Source organism: Pseudorhodobacter sp., assembly GCF_030452865.1.
Classification (GTDB): Bacteria; Pseudomonadota; Alphaproteobacteria; order Rhodobacterales; family Rhodobacteraceae; genus Pseudorhodobacter.
The window spans coordinates 1-13,923 of the sequence record NZ_JAKDLJ010000052.1; the positions used below are offsets into that span (position 1 = coordinate 1).

The 13,923-nt window shown below is 59.2% G+C and carries 12 protein-coding genes; 6 read left to right on the plus strand and 6 right to left on the minus strand.

All coding sequences use genetic code 11. The annotated features are described in order from the left end of the window. On the minus strand, positions 1 to 406 hold a 406-nt coding region (locus tag L0H65_RS05140; protein ID WP_301457762.1), incomplete at its 3' end, for a TRAP transporter small permease. A gap of 103 nt (positions 407 to 509) precedes the next feature. Further along, positions 510 to 1,487 (minus strand): TRAP transporter substrate-binding protein, encoded by a 978-nt coding sequence (locus tag L0H65_RS05145; RefSeq protein WP_301457763.1) that lies wholly within the window; start codon positions 1,485 to 1,487, stop codon positions 510 to 512. Between the two features lie 166 nt (positions 1,488 to 1,653). Between L0H65_RS05145 and pxpA the strand changes: the two genes are divergently transcribed. Both pxpA and L0H65_RS05155 read left to right on the plus strand, forming a co-directional pair. Then, positions 1,654 to 2,424 carry a LamB/YcsF family protein gene (gene pxpA / locus L0H65_RS05150; protein WP_301457764.1) on the plus strand — a complete coding sequence of 257 codons (771 nt, stop codon included), beginning with the start codon at positions 1,654 to 1,656 and terminating at the stop codon, positions 2,422 to 2,424. 13 nt (positions 2,425 to 2,437) lie between these two features. Then, positions 2,438 to 3,295: a D-amino-acid transaminase gene (locus tag L0H65_RS05155; protein ID WP_301457765.1), complete on the plus strand. Its 858-nt coding sequence runs from the start codon at positions 2,438 to 2,440 to the stop codon at positions 3,293 to 3,295. 818 nt (positions 3,296 to 4,113) lie between these two features. Here L0H65_RS05155 and pyrC read toward each other — a convergent pair. The 3 genes from pyrC to L0H65_RS05170 form a co-directional block, all read right to left on the minus strand. Continuing rightward, complete coding sequence (gene pyrC, locus L0H65_RS05160) at positions 4,114 to 5,154, minus strand: dihydroorotase (protein WP_301457766.1); 1,041 nt, start codon at positions 5,152 to 5,154, stop codon at positions 4,114 to 4,116. 145 nt (positions 5,155 to 5,299) lie between these two features. Continuing rightward, positions 5,300 to 6,235, minus strand: coding sequence for a phosphoadenosine phosphosulfate reductase (locus L0H65_RS05165; RefSeq protein WP_301457767.1), 936 nt, complete (start codon positions 6,233 to 6,235; stop codon positions 5,300 to 5,302). Positions 6,236 to 6,546: 311 nt separating this feature from the next. Beyond that, entirely contained in the window at positions 6,547 to 8,904 is a 2,358-nt protein-coding gene (locus L0H65_RS05170) for a glycosyltransferase family 2 protein (RefSeq protein WP_301457768.1), read from the minus strand. A 157-nt stretch (positions 8,905 to 9,061) separates the two neighbouring features. Between L0H65_RS05170 and L0H65_RS05175 the strand changes: the two genes are divergently transcribed. From L0H65_RS05175 to L0H65_RS05190, 4 genes are all read left to right on the plus strand, one after another. Further along, on the plus strand, positions 9,062 to 9,931 hold the full coding sequence (locus L0H65_RS05175; RefSeq protein ID WP_301457769.1) for a hypothetical protein: 870 nt from the start codon (positions 9,062 to 9,064) through the stop codon (positions 9,929 to 9,931). Beyond that, on the plus strand, positions 9,924 to 11,402 hold the full coding sequence (locus L0H65_RS05180; protein ID WP_301457770.1) for a hypothetical protein: 1,479 nt from the start codon (positions 9,924 to 9,926) through the stop codon (positions 11,400 to 11,402). The genes L0H65_RS05175 and L0H65_RS05180 overlap by 8 nt, the downstream gene beginning before the upstream one ends. A gap of 185 nt (positions 11,403 to 11,587) precedes the next feature. Beyond that, positions 11,588 to 12,046 carry an SH3 domain-containing protein gene (locus L0H65_RS05185; RefSeq protein ID WP_301457771.1) on the plus strand — a complete coding sequence of 153 codons (459 nt, stop codon included), beginning with the start codon at positions 11,588 to 11,590 and terminating at the stop codon, positions 12,044 to 12,046. Between the two features lie 156 nt (positions 12,047 to 12,202). Next, positions 12,203 to 12,367: a hypothetical protein gene (locus L0H65_RS05190; protein WP_301457772.1), complete on the plus strand. Its 165-nt coding sequence runs from the start codon at positions 12,203 to 12,205 to the stop codon at positions 12,365 to 12,367. Between the two features lie 171 nt (positions 12,368 to 12,538). On the opposite strand, the gene L0H65_RS05195 is transcribed toward L0H65_RS05190, so the two are convergent. Further along, positions 12,539 to 13,774: an acyl-CoA dehydrogenase gene (locus tag L0H65_RS05195; RefSeq protein WP_301457773.1), complete on the minus strand. Its 1,236-nt coding sequence runs from the start codon at positions 13,772 to 13,774 to the stop codon at positions 12,539 to 12,541. Positions 13,775 to 13,923: the final 149 nt, after the last annotated feature.

Genomic DNA, 13,923 nt, shown 5'->3' on the forward strand with positions numbered 1-13,923 from the left:
GGAACGAGGTGGCGGCAGTAGAGCCGCGCAAAGCCGAGAGAAACGCCATTTCCACCAGTGACCAACTCAGAAAGATGCAGATCGCCAGACCGACGATACAGGACAGGAATTCAACCATGCGCCGGACCCCGCCGGGCAGCGCTTCAAGCAAGGCCGTGACGCGAACATGACTGCCCGCCTTCATCGCGCTGCCGCAGGTCAGAAGGAAGCAGGTTCCCATGAAATACCCGGCAAGATCCCATGAGAAGTGGATCGAATGGCTGAACAGATTCCGCGAAACGATCTGGGCTGTCATCAGAACAAGGATGCCGAGCAAGCTCAGCGCCCCGAGATGGCCGCCAATCTCCGTCAGGTGGTCGATAGCGTTCAATACCCTGCGGTAGCGGGTCGCGGAAATGTTTGACATGATGGTGGGCCGCCTGATGGATGGGTTGCAGCCCCTTCACAAGGGCTGCGGAGCCTTGAACGGGGTCGCTCACGGCGGCCAAGCGGTTCAAGGACAAGTGGCATCAGTTGCGCAGGGTAAGATAGGCGTCAATGATCGGCGCGGCGCCCGGAACACGGGTCTTGAACGCCTCCCAAAGTGGCAGTGACTTTGCAATCAGCGCCGCCCGAAGCTCTGGCGATGGGGTGCTGACATCAACGCCGTTCTCCGCCAGAATAGCGATCTTCTTCTCGTCTTCAGCGCGGCTGTTCAACCAGAACTGCCCCTCCATCGAGGACGCAGTTTCCTCGATCTTCTTGCGGGTTTCCGGCGCGAGCGCGTTCCAGGCGTCAAGATTGACCGACATGAAGTTGGAAGATGCCTGCCAGTTGAACGTGCTCATGTATTTGGTGAATTCCCAAAACGCACCATCAACACCGGAGGAGGATGAGGTTGTTACGCCCTTGATGGTTCCCGCGGCCAGCGACGGCACCACCTCACCCCAGGGCATCTGGATTGGTGTTGCGCCAAGGGCACCGAAAAAGTCGTTTCCGTTGGCATCCACCACCCGGATCGTCAACCCTTTGAGATCATCTATCGTATTGATCTTGTTCGGTGAATAAACCGCCTGTCCGGGCCATGGAACCATATACAGAACCTTCTGGTTCATCTTGGCGGCGACCTCTTCCAGCTTCGGGCGAAAGAATTTGTGTAGCAGGGCAAGGTCAGGCATCGTCGGCGCAAGGAAGGGTAGTGTTTCAATGCCAAGAACCGGGTCTTCGCCGACCTGCTGATTCAAAAGGATTTCGGCGATCGGGACCAATCCGTCACGAACGGCGGCCATCCCTTCCGGCCCTTTGATGCCAAGTGCGCCACCGGAATGAACGGTGATCACCACTTCGCCATCGGTCGCCTGTTTCACGGCATCCGCAAACTTCATTGCGTTCTGGGTGTGAAAATTGCCCTCCGGCCAGACAATCGACATATCCCATTTGGTTTCGGACCACGCCGCTGTGGCCGCTGCCGAAGCAGCGATGAATGCGAATAGACTTATATGTTTCATGCCGAGTCCTTCCTGCGCTGGGGTAAATTAGCTTGAAATCTGGGTATACCAACAGTATACAGATTATGATGCCCGCAGATAGGCTCTGTCAATCCATTATGCAGCATCTTAAGAAATCTCCCAGGGTCCGGGGTCAGGTGAAGCACACGAGCAGCAGGGGTGAAAAATGGCGCGAAGGATTGATCTCAACTGCGACATGGGAGAAAGTTTCGGTGCGTTCACCGTTGGCGATGACGCGGCAATGCTGGATCTGGTCACTACGGCGAATATTGCCTGCGGCTTTCACGCAGGCGACCCGGTGGTCATGCGCCGCACGATCCGTATGGCAAAGGAAAAGGGCGTTTCCGTCGGCGCGCATCCATCTTTCGCCGATCTCTACGGCTTCGGGCGCCGCCGCATCTCTGGCGAGCGTCCGGAGGATCTGGAAACCCAGTTGATCTATCAAATCCTGTCGATGCAGGCGATGGCCGCGTTGGAGGGCCATCCGATGACCCATGTGAAAACCCATGGTGCCTTGGGCAACATGGCGGCGGTTGATGCGGATTTGGCGGCACTTTGTGTGCGGGCAATTCGTGCGGTTGATCGGTCTCTGGTCTTTGTGACACTACCCTATTCGGAGACGTACAAGGCCGCAGAAAAGGCCGGGTTGCGCGTTGCCTGCGAGATTTATGCTGACCGCAGCTATACCGATCAGGGGGAACTGACCCCGCGCAGCCAACCGGGTGCGGTTATCCACGATCCCGGACAGAGCCTCGATCAAGTGCTGGAGATGGTGGTGAACGGCCATATTCCGACCACGGGCGGTCACAGACTACCCGTCTCGCCGGAAACGCTTTGCATCCACGGCGACACGGTGGGTGCCGTAGACATTGCGCGCCGGTTGCGGCGCGCGCTGGAAGAAAACGGCGTCGAAATCGCTGCTTTTGCAAAACCATAGGGGACCGGAACTTATGCAGCGCATCATCTATCTGAACGGCGAATGGTTGCCGGAACCCGACGCCAAGGTATCGGTCTTTGACCGTGGGTTCCTGATGGCGGACGCGATCTATGAGGTGACCTGTGTTCTGGACGGCAAGCTGGTCGATTATGACGGTCATGCCACACGGTTGCAACGCTCCGCCCGCGAATTGGGGGTGGCGCTGCCGCTGACCGCCGATGACCTGCTTGCCACCCACCGGGAGATCGTGTCGCGCAACCGGATTGATCAGGGCATGATTTATCTGCAACTCACCCGAGGCGTCGCAGACCGGGATTTCGTCTATCCCCCCGAAGGCACGCCGCCAACACTGGTGATGTTCACTCAGGCCAAGAACGTGCTGGAAAATGCGGCTGCCAAGACCGGCATCAAGGTTGCGCTGCTGCCAGATCTGCGCTGGGGACGGCGTGACATCAAGACGGTACAACTGCTGTATCCCTCGATGGCAAAGATGGAGGCACGGGCGCGCGGTGCCGATGACGCTTGGCTGGTTGAAGACGGGTTTGTTACCGAGGCCACCGCCGCCTCTGCCCATATTGTGACCACGGATGGGGTGCTGGTCACACGAAACCTGTCGCACGCCCTGCTGGCAGGCATCACCCGCGCATCCATCCTCGACATCGCCGCAACCCACGGCGTTCGTATCGAAGAACGTCCCTTCACACCGGCTGAGGCCATTGCCGCGACAGAGGCGTTCATCACCTCTGCCACGAATTTCGTGGTTCCGGTCGTCAGTATTGACGGGGCGAAAATCGGCGATGGCAATCCCGGCGCGTTGACACACGAGTTTCGCCAGTTCTACATCGAAACGCGCCGGAAAACCGCGATCTGACGGCGCAAAGCGATGCAGCCAGCGGCCGGATTGATCCGAAGAATCCGGACCTGTCGCACGCAATCGCCATTCGGCACCCTATTCTCATCCTTGCGGTTTGCTCCCCCCCTCGATCTGTCCACGACGGCTGCCGTGTGTCCTAAGGTTTGGGGACATATCTTAAAAAAGTTTGGGGGTTGGGCGCCATTTTCGGGATTGGCCAGGAACGGCTGGTAAAACTCGATTGAGGCGTCTGCTTTCGCCACCATCTTAGCAGGGTTGAGATGCTGGTTTGACATCCTGGTGGGAAGTGTGAAGCGACTTCGGACACGACCTGCTTATAGGTCGTATGCTCAATTCTCGCCGAAAAGAGGGTCTTCAACATGGCGTCGGTGTCACGGCATCCCGCCTTGACAGTGCTCGGCGCGGTGTTGGGCGGCGATTGAAGCCGTATTAAGCGGGTTTTTAGCGACCCCTTCAAGGGTCATTAAAAGGCGGGCGTCCGCAGCTCGTGCGCGGTCCAAGTCTTGCGCAGTTTGTCGCGCCTGAATCGGCGCGTCAGTCAGGTTGCCGGAGCGGGTTCCAGAAATTGAATTCGACCCCGACACACAGCGCGTGATTTGGCAATATGTCTGGCTGAATTGAGTGCGCGACCGCGTTCACATCAGCGGTAAAACCAATCCGCAAAACTGTCGTGATCAGGGAGCTTTTCGGGGTGGACCTGTGCTCCCGACTTTCCCGGCTTCCACCGGTTGTTTGGCACACAGCGAGGCCGGACGCGTAGGCCGGAAAAACACCGGCGGCGGAAAATGCGCGGTAGTTTCCCCTAATCAGCCGCCTCAGCCTTCCACATGCCAATGCACCGGAAAGCCGGGGTCGAAAACGGTGACGGGACCGGCTTCGGTCAGAATCTTTGCCGGCCACCGCACTGCATCGCCTTTGGTCAGGGTCAGGGTGTTGGTGTTGGCGGGCAGGCGGTAAAAGGCCGGGCCATTGCTGGAGGTGAATGCCTCCAACCGATCCAGCGCCGCTTCTTCTTCGAAGACATGCGCCAGCAATGCCATGGTATTTGTCGCGGTGAAACACCCGGCACAGCCGCAGGCATGTTCCTTCAACGCATCAACATGCGGAGCAGAATCGGTGCCAAGGAAAAAGCGCGCATCGCCAGAGGTGGCGGCTTCGCGCAAGGCAAGCCTGTGCGCCTCGCGCTTGGCCACCGGCAGGCAGTAGTAATGCGGTTTGATGCCCCCGGCGAGGATGTGATTGCGGTTGATGATTAGGTGATGTGTCGTGATCGTCGCGCCGAGATCGTCACCGCCGTCCCGCGCGTAATCGACGCCTTGTCGCGTGGTGATATGTTCCATCACAACGCGCAAACCGGGTGTTTTGCGGCGGAGCGGATCCAGCACTGTGTCGATGAACACGGCCTCACGGTCAAAAATATCGACGCTGCTGTCGGTCACTTCGCCATGAACACACAGCGGCAGGCCGATCTCTGCCATCTTGTCCAGCACCGCCCGCACCTTGTCGAAATCCCGTACGCCCGAAGCGGAATTCGTGGTGGCCCCGGCGGGGTAGAGTTTCACCGCCTTGACCAGCCCCGATGCCGCCGCCGCCGCGACATCGGCGGGGTCGGTGCCTTCGGTCAGGTAAAGCACCATCAAGGGCTCAAACACCATGCCTTGTGGCAGGGCGGCAAGGATGCGGGCGCGGTACGCCTTGGCGTCGGCCATCGTGACCACCGGCGGAACCAGATTGGGCATGATGATTGCGCGAGCGAAATGGCGGGCGGTTTCTGGCAACACACCTTTGAGCATCGCGCCGTCGCGCAGATGCAGGTGCCAGTCGTCGGGGCGGCGGAGGGTGAGGGTTTGTGTCATGCCCGCAGCTAACTTATCCGCGCAGGGTTTTCCAGTGGCAAAACCGTCAGCGATTGATCCCTGCGCGACACCCAAGGCCCAAGATGCGCCATGCGCGCCCGAACGCGGATCATTGCGGAGCCGCGCGCCTGACCGCAGATGAAACTCACTTCAGGGCGCCGCTGCTTTCCAGCTTGCTGAGGTGATTGCGAAAGCCCGGAGCGGGCATCCGGCTGGTGACCGACCGACAGATCTTTGCCTCCCGCTTGGGACGTTTCGCCGCGTTGCAAGTGACGAGGATACGGCGCAGATATACCCCGAAATTGCGCCGTTCCCGCCACAACCTGTTGAAATAGCGCGGTGTCAGCGTGCCTTCACATGCGGCTTTGATCAGTTTCGGCAAAACGCCCATTTTTGCCAGCGATGTTGCCACATCCTCCCCCAGAAGCCGGGTTTTCAGGGCAGTGAGATAGGGTTTGCGGAACAGGGCAGCATGCATCGCATCCGGCGCGAAATAGGGGTCGTAGATCAGAAAAACCTCTGCCGCACCTTCGGTCATATCGGGGGCGTAGCCGTAGCGATCCGTGAAATTCAGTCGCCTCTGCGCCAGATGGCGCCGGTCCCACCCGGCGATGGCAGGGGAAAGCGACGCGATCGGGCGTAGGGCCAGAACCGTGCAGCCGGGTGCGGCAACAGAGAACGCCGCAGCGGCATAGGCGCCCATGCCCGCGCCGTAAAACACCACCCTGTCAAATCGGTCAAAGAAACACTCATCCACCAACCGGTCGAGGTAGGCATAGACCGAAGCATCGCGATACCAGCTTTCGCCCTCGCTGATCAGGCTCAGATGCGACCAGCCATTTTGCGTTGCCTGCTCGAACACAGAGGGCATCTTGCCCGGTTCCATCGCGGAAATATCTTCGAGACGGTCAAAGCTGACCACCAGAATCGGGCCATCATCGTTGAACACCGCCCAGTGATCTGTGCCCAACGCTTCAAACGCGCCAGACGCATCCCCCATCCGGTGCAACAGCGCCAGCCAGCCATCCCGGTCCAGCGGATTGGCGGCGGAAAGATCAGTTTTGAGATCGGTACCTGACATTATTCGTACTACCTGATTTCCGTGATGACGGTGAAAGGGGCCGCGTGGTGATTCCCATCATTGAGCATTGTGGCAAAACGCCATGGCACAATCGGGCAGAGTTGGCGGCAAGTTGAGGGCAACTGGCGGAGTTTCAAGGACAATGCCGGCATTATTTTCCTATTGTTTCCGCTACTTCAAAGACTTGCCCTCATGGTAAACCATGGCCACCGATGCTGTAAATAGCGACCTGAACCCAACGCCTCATCGTGCGGCCAAACAAAGCTGGGTTCGCTGAATACCAGCGTGCCGCCGTGAAAAGGTTTGTATGCTCAATGCTCCGCTTCGCCGCTATGGTCCACCGTGAAAAAGAAATCCGGAGGCAGGTCGCGCAGATGCAGGTCGTCGGGGATCGCGGCAGGACCAGCCGCAAACACCGCCGATCCGAAATGCTGTTGCATCCGGCACAGGCGTTCCATGCGAGGGCCGCTCAGTTCGGTATAGAACTTCCGGTAATTCTCTGTGGCCATCAGTTCCGCGATCTTCTCTCGGTGGCAGCGCACCGAATACGCATGTGCGGTACGAATATCCGGATCGGCCAACAAGCGATCATACTCCGCCCGCAAGGCCGGGATCGTCCGCTGGATGGAGCGGTCATTGTCGAGGTTGTGGTTCATACGGAACCAGTAGTTCAGCCCCTGATCGCGGTCGACATGGTTGACCCGGCCCCGGTCACGCTTGACCAGAAAACTCTCGGCGGATCGGGTGGCGTAATGATTCAACTGCACCCAGTCATAGCCGTAGGTGTCAAGCGTGGAACGCCAGCCGTTGCGGAACATGGTGCGGGGCAGCGGCCGGCCTGATCCGTTCAGCCATTTCACTTGGTCCCAAAGGTCGGGAACCAGCCCTTTGGGGCGATGCACACCGAGTTTCTTGTAGATGTCGACATTGCGGTACAGGGTCTTGAACCCCCAGGCCTGATGCGGCTTGCGGATCACTTCTGGCGCGCAGTCGGTGAACTGCGACAGCAGGAATTCGTCTTTGTATTCATGCACATCCGAATTGCCGAACAGCCGCCACGTCAAGGAGATCATGTTGGCATCGCCCATCGCCTTGTAAAGCGCGTTGAGCGTACCATCGCCGATCTTGATGTTGATGAACTCATCCACATCCATGCAGATGCCCCAGCCGCAGTCCTGCATCACCGGCTCCGTCTCCGCTGCCTGCAAGGCCGCGTGTTGCGGTTTCAGATCGCCTCCGGGAACATAGGGATTGGCACGGTGCTGCACGATGCCTTTATCCTGCAACATATCCAGCATGGTGTCGGTGCCATCGGTACAATCATTGGTGTAGATCAGAAAGTCATCGACCCCGATGGCGCGATGATAGGCCAGCCATTCCAGAATGAACGGGCCTTCGTTTTTCATCGTGGTGACAATCGCCGTGCGCCCGGCCTTTATCGCGGCTTTCGGTGCGGCTTTCAGCTTGGAGACCGGCGCGCGCACCGGGGAATGGTCGAACACCTGCTCCGCCAGCGCCAAAAGCGTATCGTTTTCCACCAGCGAGGTTTTCGGTGCCAGTTCCGAGGTGTTGCGCCCCGGCACCCGGATCGCCATCGCGCGGCAAAACGGCAAGGCGGCCTGCGCATCGGGATTGGCATAGGAAATGCGGGTCGCGCGCCAGGTGTTCACCAGACCAGCCTTTTGCGGGGCCACGCCCCAGCGCTGCGTTGGGTTGCCCTTGTCAAACGGTACGCAGATATGGTCGCCGAAACGTGCCTCCCGCTTCGGTCGCACGCGCCACGGGTAAACCCGACTGCCAGAGAGCAGGATGACACCGTTTTGGGCGTTGCAGCAGCGATCAAAAGCGTTTGGTGCGCCGTCCGGCACCGGCAGCAGAAAGTCTGAAATATCAAGTGCCAGTACCGCGCGGGCCGAGGCCAGAAACCGCCACTTGGCAATCTCGAAGATCAGTGCCTCATTCAGTGGCGAACGCCAGGTGTCATTTTCCGGCACCTCCATCCGGTCCTTGCCGGGGGCGTCGGGGGCGAGATACGGGTGATTTTCCGGCCCTAGATCCGGTTTACCCAAGGGTAGCGGGGAATCCAGCAGCACAACGCGCAAGGCGGAGCCTGCCTCTGACACCGCCAGTTCATTTGTCAACGCCTGCACCCATGCTGCGTCGAGCGGCAAACGGTTGATGATGACAGCGCCTTGCATGCCGTGGCTGCGGGCATGAAACAGCAGCATCTCCGCCGTTTGGGCGATGGTTTCCTCCCAACGAAAGGCAAGGATCGTGTTCAGGCCAGACAGGAACGCGGTTTCATCCGGCACAGGTGTCAGGGTCAGGTCATCGCCCGAGGTCAGCGCCAGTTTCAGCGGGCCTTCGCCGCGCGGATCGAGCATCGCCAATGTGCCGCCAGAAACATCGCGCAGATCCAGCGGCAGGGCGCTGCCGTCGCGCCCATCGGGTGCAAAGATGTCCGGGCTGGTGCCATTCCCGAAAAATGCGATGACGCGGGGTGCTGCGATATCGGCGCTGGCAAGTGACACCACGTCCAACACCCGGCTGACACCGGCAATCCCGACTTCGCGCGCGCCAAGGCTGCGCCAGATTACATCAGGCGCAGGGAAACGCGGTTTGTTCGTCCGATTGCCTGCCATACCGATGTTGCCCATCCGTTGCTTCATATCTACCGCAATTGACACGTTCCTGCCAAGGCGCGGTTTAGCATAGTCATGTCACATCAACCAAGCGCCGCGGCAGGAGAATTTCGATAGTGATTGGCAAAACCGCAGGAATTCGTCACATTGCGCGGCAGTTGCAACAAATGTCCAAAGGAGAGCCATGGCGACGGAATATCAGATCGGCGCGCTTTGGATCGGTGGCACCCTCAGCTATCTGGAGCAGTTGTGCCTCAAATCCTTTGTCGATGCGGGGCAGCATGTCAAACTCTACACCTATGAAGGCGTGACCAACCCGCCTGAAGGGGTGGAACTGGCGGATGCGGCGGAGGTACTGCCGCTGCAAGGGTTTCTGCGCCACGAACGCACGGGCAGTCCAGCGCTGCATTCCGACCTTTTCCGCTATCACATGCTGGCCAAGGGCGACCGGATCATCTGGGCCGATACCGATGCCTATTGCGTCAAACCCTTCACCACGCCGAACGGGCATTTCTATGCCTGGGAATCGGCGCATGGGTTGAATGGTGGCGTGTTGGGCCTGCCGAAAGACAGCGACACGCTGGCGGCGCTTTTGGATTTCACCAGTGACGAGTTCGCCATTCCGCTGTGGTATGACGAAAAATACCGCGCCGATTGTGAGGCGGCAAAAGCGGCCGGCAAACCGATCCACGCCTCTGAAATGCCCTGGGGGGTGTGGGGGCCGCATGCGATCACGCATTTTCTGAAGGCGACCGGCGAGGTGCGCCATGCCTTGCCGCAGGTTGCCCTTTATCCGGTGCCCTACAAGAACCGCAACCTGATGCTTCGCCCTGCCTGGGATGCGTCGGTTTTCATCACCGATGATACGCTGTCGATCCATTTCTACGGGCGCCGTATGCGCGCCCGAATCCTGGGGGCGGAGCCGACAGGTATTCCGCGCCCGCGCAGCCTGATCGGACGGTTGTTGCGCAAACACCGGATCGACCCGACCCTGGCCCCGCTGCAGCGGCATGGCCCGGCAGAGGCGGATGCGGCTGACGCGGCAGATGAGTGAGGGGACGGGTGCGATGATGATCGGGGACGTTCCCGGAACCGATGCGGCCGGATTCACACTGGCTGCGGCGGAGGGGCTGCTGGAGGCGCTGCAACTGCCGTCCGTCACCCGGTTCAGTGAGGTGTCGGGCAGCGCGCCGCATCTGGCGATCGCAGTGCATCGGCGTTGGGGGGCAGCGATTGACCTGATTTCCGTAGATGAAAAAGGCGCGTTTCCACGGGAGGCTGTCGAATGGGTCGCCCCCTATGTCGCGGCGCTGGAACAGGCAGGTATTTCATCGCCTCATATCAGGGTCATCACGCGAGCGCAGGATCTGGCACCTTCGCAGCTTCTCTCCAATCTTGTTGGGTTTGGCGATATCCATCGGGTGAAATTTCTCGCCCCGGTGCTGGCGGCCTGCCTGATGCCGGGGGGCGGGATGCTGGTGGATATCCGCAAAGGCTCTGGCGGCTATCCGTTCCTTAAACCTTTCGGTGAAACGACCTTGCTGGACCAACGCGAGGAGGACGGCGCGCCGGTCCATCGCATTGCATTGAGGGTGGATGGGAGCAAGACCGCGCCTGAACCGCGCACCACAGTCGAAGAACCCACACGAGAAGAGACGAATACGCAGGAGGATTGGGCCGAGATCGCAACCCGGCTTGCAGGTGCGAATGGGTTTTACCGGGAGGGCGGCGAGCATGCGATGCTGTTCATCGAACGCTCCGACACCTTGGTCGTCACTTTCGACAACCTTGATATCGCGATGGAAAAGCGCGACGACAAACGCCCCTGGGGCTTTGCCTTCATCGAGAAACAAGGCTGGTCCATGTTGGGCGTCACCGCCGCAGGCTGGACATGGTTCCGCGATCCATGGGTCTATGCGCAGTTCGATGCCCTGAAAAAGCAGGGGTTTTTCAAGCGGTTCAAACGGGTGGTGTTTTACGGCGCGTCGATGGGCGGCTATGGTGCTTGCGCGTTTTCAAGCGCCTGCCCGGGGGCGGATGTGCTGGCGATCTCTCCACAATCGACATTGGACAAGGCATTGGTGCCGTTTGAAACCCGCTATGTCACCGCTTGGAACCGCGATTTCAGCGGTAAATACGGTGATGCTGCAAAAGTGTCGGCGAAGGCAGGGCGCGTCACGCTGATCTATGACCCGTATGAGCCGCTGGACGCGGGCCATGTCAACCGTTTCACCGGCAAGAACGTCGTGAAGCTGCGCGCGTCTCTTTTGGGGCATCGGTTGGGATCGAGCCTGCAACAGATGGGGATCCTGTCGCCGATTGTGCTGGGCGCGTTGAACGGAACCCTGACCGAAGCGGAGTTTTATGACAAGCTGCGCGCCCGCAAGGGTTTTGCCCGCTATCAGAACGAGCTGTTCAAACGTGCGGTGGAAAAGGGGCACCCGGAACTCGCACGCCGCCTGGGGCGCTGGGTGTTGACGCGGGGCGACAATCGAGCAATTCGCAAGCGGTTGGACAAGCTCTGACGGGCTTCTCCCGCCATTCGGGGCTGCCGCTGACGCGACCACACCTCAAGGTTGGGCCGGGCCGCACGCCCTGAGGCGCGCGCGGCGGTGGCACTTTTTCCTTTTATCACGGCGCTTGTTTTCTGCACGGTTTCCTGCTGTTCTGGTGTGAACCCATTCAGCGACCCATTCGGACGAGGCCCGCCATGAAACTCCTTCTCGCCGCTCTGTTCTCGATCCTGTTCACCTTGGGGGCCGCTGCCCAGACGCTTTATGTCAAGCAAACCCATGACGGATTTCTCAACCTGCGCAGCGGGCCGGGGGTGCAGTTTGACATCCTGCAACGCATGTCCCCCGGCGACCGGGTGGAGGTGTTGGAAAGCAAAGGCACATGGCGGCGGGTGCAGCATCAGGATGGGCGGACCGGCTGGACCTCTGGCAAATACCTCGCGCCCGGGTTGATTTTTGGCCAGATTTTGAAGGTCGTGCAAACCTCGGACGGCTATCTGAACCTGCGCACCGGGCCGGGGTCTGGCTATTCGATCCTGCGGCGGATTTATCCCGGTGATCGGGTGCGACTGCTGGACGCGCAGGGCGCGTGGCGGAAGGTGGCTTTGGGCAATGATCTGGTCGGCTGGGCGCATGGGCGGTATCTGACGGAGTGAGATGGGACTGCGTGAGTGGGGACTTGTCTTCGGCAATTTGATACGCAGCCAGCGACGACCGCCATCCTGACACGCCACGCGAGTTTGGTGCTTGGGGTTCGTGGCGCGGCTTTCGGTCTTTCAAATTGGCGCGACAAGCACATCTGGAAGCAGAAGATGACCGTCACGTTCCGCGACATCAACGACGCGAAGTCTGTGCAGATCGTTGATCCCAACAATTTAGGGGCAGCGTTTGGTCAAGGTTACGGCATTGTCAACGTGACGCTGGAGATCACCAAGGCACCAGTGACCGTTCCGGCGATCAAACCGATCCTGAAATAGCTGCCTGCATTGAAGGGCAACTATCTCAGCGGAGATCCTGTTGGCGATGCTGATCCGTTCAGCAAAATTGCCGGTAACTATTTTTTGAAGGCTGGTATTTGAGGGCTGGTAGATGATTGATTCAAAATAGGAAAACTCCCCCGCCGAACCTGTGCCCAGCGGGGGATAGCGTTAGAAAAACGTCTGTAACCCGGTGATCGCACGACCTAAAATCAGCGCATGCACGTCATGGGTGCCTTCATAGGTGTTGACCGTTTCAAGGTTCACCATATGGCGCATGATCTGGTAATCTTCCTGAATACCGTTGCCGCCGTGCATGTCGCGCGACATCCGTGCAATGTCCAATGCCTTGCCGCAGTTGTTGCGCTTGACGATGGAGATCATTTCGGGTGCCGCATTCGCTTCGTCCAGTAGGCGACCAACGCGCAATGACGCCTGAAGGCCAAGTGAAATGTCGGTCATCATATTCGCCAGTTTCAACTGGAAAATCTGCGTCTGCGCGATTGGCTTGTTGAACTGCTTGCGGTCCAGCCCGTATTGGCGCGCGGCGTGCATACAAAACTCCGCCGAACCCAGAACACCCCAGGAAATGCCGTAGCGCGCACGGTTGAGGCAGCCAAACGGTCCTTTCAACCCTTCGACGAAGGGCAGCAAAGCATCCTCGCCGACCTCCACATCCTTCATCACAATCTCACCGGTGATGGAGGCGCGCAGCGACAGCTTGCCGCCGATTTTCGGCGCGGAAAGCCCCTTCGTCCCCTTGTCCAGAACAAAGCCGCGGATCTTGCCGCCGTGCGCGTCTGACTTCGCCCAGACCACAAAAACGTCCGCAATCGGCGCGTTGGAAATCCACATTTTGGCACCGTTCAAAACGTAGCCATTGGCCGTTTTCTTGGCGACAGTCTTCATCCCGGCGGGATCGGAGCCTGCATCAGGTTCGGTCAAGCCAAAACAGCCGATAAATTCACCGCTCGCCAGTTTGGGCAGGTATTTTTTGCGCTGCGCTTCAGAGCCGTAAGCGTAGATCGGATACATCACCAACGAGGATTGCACCGACATCATCGAGCGATAGCCCGAATCCACCCGCTCCACTTCGCGCGCAATCAAGCCGTAAGCCACATAAGACGCGCCAATGCCGCCGTATTCTTCCGGCACGGTGACGCCCAAAAGCCCCATCTCACCCATCTCACGGAAAATCGCCGGATCGGTGGATTCGTCGCGATAAGCGGCAATAATCCGCGGTTGCAGCTTTTCTTGCGCATAAGCGCGCGCGCCATCGCGTAGCATGCGCTCCTCTTCGGAAAGCTGATCGTCCAGCCGGAACGGGTCTTCCCAATCGAATCGCCCCAGATCGGGGGCATCTTTGGCTTTCAGCTTCGGCTTGTCCATCACACTGGCTCCATCCATTCAGAATCCTTCAAGGGATACTGCCAAACGCTACGGTTTTCAAATGAATATGCTTTGCCAGTTCATGAGTTATGCGCATAAACTACATGTCATGCGCCACGCTTACACCCCCACGCTTGCTGAGCTTCAGGCGTTCATCCAATCGGCCC